We start from the raw sequence: 2,524 nt of genomic DNA, 5'->3' as shown, positions 1-2,524 counted from the left end.
ATTTTTCAGTTATAATTTAATCTGAAAGCACCTAGGTCAGGATTCCTTGATTTTTTCCTTTTCAGCTCCAATTGATAAAGGTATTCACCAAGTTCTGCAAAAAAGGGAAATGCTATTTCCTCATATTCATAGCGGTCATCATTCAAGGTTTGATTGGCATTGGTATAGATTATTGCTGAGACAAAAAATTCAACCCCATTTTCAAAATCCAAGAAATAAGACCCATCTAAAAGGTGCCCATAGGCATTGCCTGTTTTATTGAAAATCCTAAACTGAGGTGGAATAGGGTTTTGGTCAGTGCCGAATTTGAAAAACTTGGAATAACTGTCGTAATAATCAGGCAGCGGGTATTTTGGATAATCACTTTCCCCAGGAAGCATGGACATGTAGGTCAAGATAAAGGCCCTATCTGCTTCATTGATTTGGAATCGTTGCTCAGGTTTAAATTTTTCCGGGAATATGATGCGCTGCACAGTGCCATGTAAGTCTGAAAGGGCAAACTTATTTTTAAAAGTAAAATCCATGGGTTTCTGAATCAGTTCACCTCTACTGTAGTATGTTTTTCCTACAGAGGGGTGATTTGCATTGGAAAAAATCCTGAAAGTTTCCCTTCCTGGAATTTCCAGTAGGGTTTTCATCTCTTCATTTTTAAAAATGATCGGATTAAAGTGCCTGTTTTCCTCCTCGCTCATAGGCATACTTAGACGGTGATTGATCACAGTATGCCACATCCCCTTTTCCTGCATCTTATCGTTGGTATAATCCTGTCCGAGCAATTCATAAAGCCGGTTATAAGCCTCGTTGTCGCTTACTAAAAGGATTTTCTTAATATAGTGTGCTACACTTGGCATAAGGTTTTCCGCAGTGCTATCGTGAAATGCTGGAATTTGAGATGGTCTAATGGAGTCTGTGAGCATGACACTCTCCTTGGTTAACCCTTCTATATTTTGTTCATTTAACCACTCAAGCGCCAATATGGCAATGGGTAGCTTGACGGTTGATGCCGGATAAAAATAAACCCCATCATCCAGGTTAAAAGCAAAGTCTTTGAACTGAGGGATATTGTTTTCATCCCGGTCAATTTGGGTATAAATAACCTGTACTTGAAATTTATCAGGTTGTTGGAAAACCGATCTTAAAACTTCAAATGAGGCGGGGATGTCTTCAAAGGGTATTTTGTTGGAGTTTTTACAGGAAACTAAAAAACATAAAGAAAGGAAAAGACTGATTACGAGATGGTATTTCATAGCCAGAAGTTTGTTGATGGATCAAATCGTTTATGTGCTGATTTGATGTTGTATTTTGTCTAAGGCTGAATATAGCCTGTTGATATCTGCTGTCAGGTGATTGGCAGAAATCACAATTCTATTGGTCCAGGGATCTGTAGGACTAGGGTAAGGGAAGGAACTGACGATGATGCCTTCTTCCTCCAAAAGACCTACCCACTTTCTTTCTTCGAATGAATAGATGGGCAAGCCCAATTCACCTTGGATGTCTTTCAAATCGCGCAAAAGGCCATCAAAATGATGGGCATTTGCGTGAAGCTTTTTGAATTGATCCACCATTAATTGCTCGGCTTGCATAAAAGCCCAAATGTAACCCTGAGGCGGTGGTGAGGAAGATCTGAAAATCCTTTGATTCGCCATGCCGATAATTGGAGCAACTGGGCCAATGGTAATTCCGGCAGGTATTCCCAGTCCTTTACCCAGCGAACCGGAAATCAGCAGTTGTACTGGAAGGTATTTCCATTTATTATAGGTACCAAAGAGGCTTTCACCAACTACTCCAAAGGCATGACTGTCATCTAACAAAACGGTATATTGATGCTTTCTACTCAAATAACCAATCCAGGAATAATCATGCGCCTCGGGTTTTAGCGGGTCTACCGTATTGCCTAAGATCAAAATCCTTTGGGGTTTCAGGTTTTCTGTAGTTTCCTGAACGAAAAGTGCCCATTCTTTGAAAGTCTGAGAAGTATCTGGAGAAAGTTCTTCAGGAAGAATGGCAGGATGTGTGTCAGGTGCCAGAAAAATATAATCAATCCCATCTAAAAGGTAGTTCAGTGCAGCATGACCTGCCAGGTAACCACTGCTCCAAAGTAGTGCTTTATCTGCTCCGGCTTTTTCTGCAAAGTAATTTTCGAACTGGTCATATATTTCCAGTCTCACATTGTTAATCCGACTTAAGCCATGGTTTATTCCTAACTTTTGAAGACCGTCAATAAGGAGATCTTCAAATTCCGGGCAGGTGCCTAAGCCAAGGTAATCTGTCCCACTAAAGTACAGATATACCTTGTTCTCCCTTTTGATGGTTCTGCCTATTTTGCTTTGTAAATGGAATAAACTCATGTGTGGTATGGAAGTGACAAAATTTGTTAATGATCCAAATAATATTCCAAGTAATTCAAAGGTTTGGATATTTCCAATAATGAAGGGATAAAAATATGTATAGTTGCTTTTTTAGTTAAAGGAAAAGGGATATTACTCAAAATGGATTGGGATTTTTGAGGCCAGGCATAAAAAAA

General features: G+C 39.5%; 2 protein-coding genes. Both read right to left on the bottom strand.

The window, feature by feature from the left end:
• Positions 1 to 5: 5 nt before the first annotated feature.
• On the bottom strand, positions 6 to 1,247 hold the full coding sequence (locus B879_RS20540) for a serine hydrolase (RefSeq protein ID WP_009187150.1): 1,242 nt from the start codon (positions 1,245 to 1,247) through the stop codon (positions 6 to 8).
• Positions 1,248 to 1,277: 30 nt separating this feature from the next.
• Positions 1,278 to 2,348 (bottom strand): aminotransferase class I/II-fold pyridoxal phosphate-dependent enzyme, encoded by a 1,071-nt coding sequence (locus B879_RS20535; protein WP_009187149.1) that lies wholly within the window; start codon positions 2,346 to 2,348, stop codon positions 1,278 to 1,280.
• Positions 2,349 to 2,524 lie beyond the last annotated feature (176 nt).

The organism is Cecembia lonarensis LW9 (assembly GCF_000298295.1).
GTDB classification, from domain to species: Bacteria; Bacteroidota; Bacteroidia; order Cytophagales; family Cyclobacteriaceae; genus Cecembia; species Cecembia lonarensis.
This window is presented reverse-complemented; position numbering and strand designations above follow the sequence as displayed.